Genomic DNA, 6,285 nt, shown 5'->3' with positions numbered 1-6,285 from the left:
CATATGTCAGCAATGGCAAGTATAAGATCAGATAAGGAATTAAAAACTTATTTCCTAAGAAAAGTAAGTGAAGGAAAAAATAAAATGAGTGTCCTGAATGCGGTAAGAAATAAATTAGTACACAGAATAATGGCTGTCATCAATAGAAAACAGCCATTTTTACAAAAAGAAGAATTTGTGTCAATAAAAAATTCAAATTTCTCTTGTGTATTAACATAGAAATCTTTGCGATTTCCAACAAAAACAAAAACAAAACATAAAAAAGCTCTGCCAAAAACATCAGCAAAGCTTTTATCAACAAGATTAAATTGTATATAAAGAACTAAATTTTTTACTTAGATCTTAATTTTCAATCAAAGTTCGGGATAAAATAATACCAGAGACAGGCACAGTTTTGTAATTTTTGTGGGTAACAGTATATAATCACAATGACATTCATCATAAATCATCCATAAAACAGTTTTGAAGTAGTATATTTGTAACAGAGAACAAAATCGTTGAGGTTATTTATTTCCATATTCATCATTTTTACCGTTGCAGTACGTCCCGTTTTGCCATTGGTAAATTATGCCGTGAACTATGATTATATTGTGAAAAACCTTTGTGAGAACAGAAATGTACCACAATCAACCTGTAAGGGAAAATGTTATGTGGAAAAAGAACTGGCAAAAACAGAAAAACAATCCAATAGCTCCCAAACCATAAAGATTGCTGGATTAGATGTTTTTATTTCTCATGATATCCTTTCTTTCTCCTCATTATTAAATTCGGAATTACTTACTGAAATTCCCGATTCAAGCTACTTTAATTCTCACTCTTCAGAATACTTTTCAAGGATATTCCATCCTCCGTTGGTTTAATTTTTATTATAAACTATATTTTTAGTTTATAAAGTGAAGGTTTCTAAAACTTTCATCAATAAGTCATTAAAGACACATTTTACAATTAAAATAAACCATTGTAAACAATAAGAAACAGACCAATCCTTCTTGAAGAATGACATGTTTTTCATACTTGCTGTTTCATAAGTTGAGATTTGTACATTGTGTCATCACTTTATTTAACATTATTAATTTCAATTTAACATTAAAATGAAATCTCCTATTATTTTGACCGCTCTGCTGTCAATATCATTACTGTCGTGTGCCAAGGAAACGCCTCAGGTAAAGCATGCAAGCCACATGGACTCCTCCGGAAAGAACGTAGAAAATGTACAGGTAGTGAACGAAGAAGATCCGATTTGTCACATGAAAACCGCAGGATCTATTAACGATACAGCCGTTTATAAAAATAAAACGTATGGTTTTTGCAGTGTATCCTGCAAACATGAATTCAAAAAAAGCCCTGAGAAATATGCCCAAAAATAAAAAAACCAATAATAAAAGTAAAGTGATCATACCTATCGCTTTATTTGCGTTGCTTTTCCTTGGAATAGGAGTGGGAATGGGGTATTTTAAAAAGAATCTTTATACTGTAATGAAAGTTCCGGATTTTGAACTGACAGATCAGAATGGTAAAAAAATTACCAATAAAGACATGCTGGGAAAGGTATATCTCGTAGAATTTTTTTCAGCAAATGTCCTACAATATGCCCGGTGATGAATACCAATATGAAGGCTATTCAAAATCAGATCAATGATCCCAATTTTGGTATTATCTCGATCAGCATTGATCCGGAAAACGATACGCCATCAGCATTGAAAGAACATGCCAAAAGAATAGGAGCAACATCTCCGAATTGGCACTTTCTGACCGGAGACCGTACCTATATTGGAAATCTTGCGGATCATTTTAATATTTACGTAGGTGATAAAGAAGATGAAGGAGAAAGCCTGAACCACAGCGGGATGATTGCACTTGTAGATCAGGACGGAAATATCCGATGCAGATATAACAAAGAAAATATGCCTATTCTGTATTATTCAGGATTAAATTACGAAGATCCGGAAGGTAAAACACCCATGCTGACAGGAAAATATCACCCCGACAGAGAAATTCTGATTGAGGATATTAAGAAACTATTGAAATAGAGAGAAGGGAAGTTGGATGCTATAAGCTGGAAGTTATTCCGGACAATGAAGTTCTGGCGATTTTTGAGATAGCTGTAAAAGCAAAACAGAAGTTGAAGAAGTTATATTATAACATTAATGACTTCCATCCTCGATCTCCCATCCTCCAGCCTAATAGAAAACATTGTTAAACCATAAACAAAAACGTTATGAAGATTTTGAAAATAGCTGCTTTAAGTGCAGTTTTCGCGGCGCAGTTTACACTGGCTCAGTTTAAGCAGACCCCATTGCCATATGCTTATAATGCTTTGGAAGGGAATATTGATGCCCAAACGATGGAAATTCATTATTCAAAACATGCTGCAGCGTATGTAGCCAACCTGAATAAGGCTATTACAGGAACTCCTCAGGAAAAAGAAACGTTGTTTCAGATTCTTTCCAATGTTTCAAAACTGCCTGCTGCAGTGAGAAATAATGCAGGAGGACATTACAACCACGAACTCTTCTGGACGGTTCTTACGCCTCAGAAAAATACACAGCCTTCCGCAAAATTAGCAAAAGCGATCACTGAAACTTTCGGAAGTATGGATGCTTTTAAAGAAAAAATGGCTAAAGCCGGAGCAGACCGTTTCGGATCAGGCTGGGCATGGCTTTCTGTAGGGAAAGATGGGAAATTGTTTGTTTCCTCTACTCCTAATCAGGACAATCCTTTAATGGATGTGGTGGAAGAGAAGGGAACTCCTATCTTCGGAATTGATGTCTGGGAACATGCTTATTATTTGAAATACCAGAATAAAAGAGCAGATTATTTGACTGCAATCTGGAATGTTACCAACTGGAAAGAGATCAGCAGAAGATACGACGAAGCGATAAGCAAGAAGTAGTCAAATGAAATTATTTTACAGCATACTTTTTACCTTTTATATGGTGCTAAGACCTTTAGCGCCCGTGGTAGAGTATGCTGTAAATTATGATTATATCGTAAAAGTTCTCTGTATTAATAAAAACAGACCTGAGATTCACTGTAACGGAAAATGTTATCTGAGTAAAGAACTGGCCAAAACCAATGATTCAGAATCTTCACCTTTTCAGAAACTCAAAAACTCAGGGCAGAAAGTTCTTGATATCTATATCCTGCCGGAAACTACAGAGATTAGCACTACTGAGAAACGTTCGTTTTTCAATTTCAATTTTACTTATGAAACAGCTTATTCTTTTCTGTTTCTTACCCACATTTTCAAACCACCGGTTTTTTAAGTTAAACCATCACTATTCAACCACAAAAGTCATAAAAGCTTAGATAAATTAAAAGCTTAAGTGTTCTTAATTATGCATAAAGCCTGCCACTTAAAATAAATTAAGTGTAAGAACTTTTGTGCCTTTTGTGGTAAAAAAGCTGTTACAGCCATTCAAATTAATTCAACTTAAAAAATCAACAATGAAAATTTATAAATTTTTATCACTATTCTTTATTGCCTTTACTTTATTTTCTTTTGTAGCCTGCGAAAGCAGCAGAGACGATGAAAATCCACAAGATACCACTCCAGGAAAACTTCAGATTAAATTTGAAAACGGATTTAATAATGTAGGAGATATCGTGTTGAATCAGACCGTTCAGACTTCTTCTAACGGACAGAAACATAATTTTTCTGCTTTGAAATACGTCATCAGCAACATTTCACTGATAGACGAGAACGGAAACGAATTTAAATATAATGAAAACAATCCGGATAAAGGAGCCTTTATCGTAGATCAGGCAGATGCGGTGGCCGGAATTATCTACCTTAATCTGGATGGTGTTCCGAAAAACAATTACAAAAAAATAAAATTCGGATTAGGTGTCAGCCAGAAAGCCTATTTGTTAGGACAAGACGGACAGGCTGAATTCTGGACAAAAGCCAAACAGAAAGGAATGACATGGTCATGGGCCGCCGGTTATATTTTTGTAAAACTGGAAGGAAAATATGGAAATGATACTCCTTCAAAGGAATTCATGAATCATACCGGAAATATGGGGAATGTTACCGCTAATCAACAGCCTGATCTCTATCGCGAAATCACATTGAATCTTCCGACAACAGCTAGAGTGACGGCACAAATTCGACCTTCTGTACATGTCCTGGCAGACCTGAACCAGTTTTTGAGCGGAGATAAGGCGCTTACGCTTGCCACAGGTAATGATATGCTGATGGGTTCAAACCAACACCTGGTAGACATTACCAACAATCTTACAAAAATGTTTAAAGTAGATCACGTTCACAATGATTAATTTTTCTATTAAGACATTATGGGTTCTGCTTGTTGTGTTAAGTTGTGTTTCCTGTTCTGATGAGGTGATACAGCCACTGGAAAAAGATGAAGCGTATAACCTGCAGTTTCCTTCTTATTTTCCGGAAATGACCTTTGACAAATCAATCAATCCGGTGACTAAAAACGGAGTAGAGCTGGGGCGAAAATTATTCTATGAAGGCAGACTTTCCAGAAATAATACTATTTCGTGTGGTTTCTGTCATATTCAGGAAAATGCCTTTACTCATCATGGTCATACGGTAAGTCATGGTGTTGACGACAGAATCGGAATCAGGAATGCCCCACCCATTCAGAATATGGCTTTTTTGAAAAGATATATGTGGGACGGTGTGATTCATAACCTTAATGAACAGCCTATCAGCCCGATTACCGATGTGAATGAAATGGACAGCTCCATACCGGAAGCTATTTCAAGGATAAAAGATGATCAGAAGTATAAAAAACTGTTCAGAGAAGCTTATGGTGATGAAACCATTACCGGCGAAAGAATTCTGAAAGCATTGTCGCAGTTTATGGCCTCTTTAATTTCTGCAGATTCAAAATATGACAGATTCAGACAGGGAAAAGAACAGTTGACTTCAGCAGAAACTCAAGGAATGGCTTTGTTCGGGCAGAAATGTGCTTCCTGTCATAGTGGAGAACTGTTTACGGATGAAAGCTTCAGAAATACGGGAATGTATTACAATACAGAATTCAAAGATGCGGGACGTTACAGAGTTTCCCTTAATCAGGTTGATTGGATGAAATTCCGTGTTCCTAGCTTGAGAAATGTAGAATATACTGCTCCATACATGCATGACGGAAGATTTTACACCTTAGAAGCAGTTCTCAATTTCTATTCGGATCAGGTGGAAGATAATGCTAATCTCGATCCACAGCTGAAACAAAATGGTCATGTGGGAATTGCCATGAACAGCCAGGAAAAACAATCGATTATTGCTTTCCTTAAAACATTATCGGATAAAAGTTTTATATCCAATCCAAAATTTGCAGAATAATTTATAGAAAACATGAAGAAGATTATAGTGATCGTAAGTTTGATCCTGTTGAGTCAGTATCAGGCAAAAACCATTAGAGACAGTGCGTATATTACTCCGGAAACCTTTAGCAGATTCGATTTTGATGATGATTGTGATGCCTGTGGCTGTGCGGCTGGAAACGGATCTTCAGGCTTTGAATCTTTGCTGAATCCACAGTTTATAGGAATCAAATACTTTGCCCAGCATTACAAAGCCAAAGAAAACTTATTTGTAAAAGATCTTACACAGGATCAGTATTTCAATACGTTGCAACTTTGGGGAAAAATTCCGCTGACTAAAAAGCTGAGCGTATATGCAAGCCTGCCATTCCATTTCATGAAAAGAAAACCATGCAGGGAGATATCAAAATCAATGGGATCGGAGATCTGAACCTGATGGGAATTTACCAGCTGATGAGTTCTAAAGATAATTTTCACCATCTGAGCGGAGGTTTGGGAGTAAAAATTCCACTGGGAAAGTTTGATGAAAAAGGAGCGTCCGGGGTTAATCCGAGTTTTCAATTGGGAACAGGCAGCTGGGATTACCAAGCGGCTTTGAATTATAAATTTCAGAAAAATAAAGTGGCTGTATTGGTCAATACAGATTACACGATTAAAACCGAGAATAAGAAAAATTACCGCTTTGGAAACCAATGGAACTATGCTGCAACAGGTTTTTATCAGGTTGCAGGCAATGAAAAATCCATTTTTTCTGTAAAAACTGGCGTTCAGGGTGAAGTTTATGCCCAGAACAAACAGTTTGATGAAGCCTTGCCCAATACTGCAGGAAGTGCTTTGTACGGAAAACTAGGATTTGAAGCTTCTTATAAAAAACTCAGTCTGGGAAGTGAGATCATGCTTCCCATGTACACACATCTGGCAGGAGGAGATATTGAAGCAAAATCAAGATTCAGTATTTTTCTGAATATTGGAATTTAAAGAGAAACC

General features: G+C 36.4%; 8 protein-coding genes and 2 pseudogenes. All 10 read left to right on the top strand.

Features of this window, described 5'->3' with window-relative positions:
* Positions 1–219 (top strand): annotated as a pseudogene (locus BOQ62_RS07840) (hypothetical protein); the annotation flags it as partial.
* 278 nt (positions 220–497) lie between these two features.
* Positions 498–860 carry a hypothetical protein gene (locus tag BOQ62_RS07835; RefSeq protein ID WP_129038449.1) on the top strand — a complete coding sequence of 121 codons (363 nt, stop codon included), beginning with the start codon at positions 498–500 and terminating at the stop codon, positions 858–860.
* 231 nt (positions 861–1,091) lie between these two features.
* Positions 1,092–1,367, top strand: a complete 276-nt coding sequence (locus BOQ62_RS22715) for a YHS domain-containing protein (protein ID WP_185146790.1) — start codon at positions 1,092–1,094, stop codon at positions 1,365–1,367.
* Positions 1,354–2,030: pseudogene (locus BOQ62_RS24255) on the top strand (SCO family protein). Before BOQ62_RS22715 ends, BOQ62_RS24255 begins: the two are co-directional and overlap by 14 nt.
* 188 nt (positions 2,031–2,218) lie before the next feature.
* A complete protein-coding gene (locus tag BOQ62_RS07820; protein WP_129038447.1) occupies positions 2,219–2,893 on the top strand; it encodes a superoxide dismutase in 675 nt (224 codons plus the stop codon).
* A 4-nt stretch (positions 2,894–2,897) separates the two neighbouring features.
* Positions 2,898–3,266, top strand: coding sequence for a hypothetical protein (locus BOQ62_RS07815; RefSeq protein WP_228413804.1), 369 nt, complete (start codon positions 2,898–2,900; stop codon positions 3,264–3,266).
* Between the two features lie 181 nt (positions 3,267–3,447).
* Complete coding sequence (locus BOQ62_RS07810; RefSeq protein WP_129038445.1) at positions 3,448–4,278, top strand: MbnP family protein; 831 nt, start codon at positions 3,448–3,450, stop codon at positions 4,276–4,278.
* The gene (locus BOQ62_RS07805) at positions 4,271–5,317 is read left to right on the top strand and encodes a cytochrome-c peroxidase (protein WP_129038443.1); all 1,047 of its coding nucleotides are present in this window, start codon (positions 4,271–4,273) and stop codon (positions 5,315–5,317) included. Before BOQ62_RS07810 ends, BOQ62_RS07805 begins: the two co-directional genes overlap by 8 nt.
* 12 nt (positions 5,318–5,329) lie before the next feature.
* A complete protein-coding gene (locus BOQ62_RS23040) occupies positions 5,330–5,728 on the top strand; it encodes a hypothetical protein (RefSeq protein WP_228413802.1) in 399 nt (132 codons plus the stop codon).
* Positions 5,689–6,276, top strand: coding sequence for a transporter (locus BOQ62_RS23035; RefSeq protein ID WP_228413800.1), 588 nt, complete (start codon positions 5,689–5,691; stop codon positions 6,274–6,276). The genes BOQ62_RS23040 and BOQ62_RS23035 overlap by 40 nt, the downstream gene beginning before the upstream one ends.
* Positions 6,277–6,285: the final 9 nt, after the last annotated feature.

The sequence above is a fragment of the Chryseobacterium sp. CH21 genome (assembly GCF_004119445.1).
Lineage (GTDB): Bacteria > Bacteroidota > Bacteroidia > Flavobacteriales > Weeksellaceae > Chryseobacterium.
Note: the sequence above shows the minus strand (reverse complement) of the source record. Positions and strands in the feature narration are given on the sequence as shown.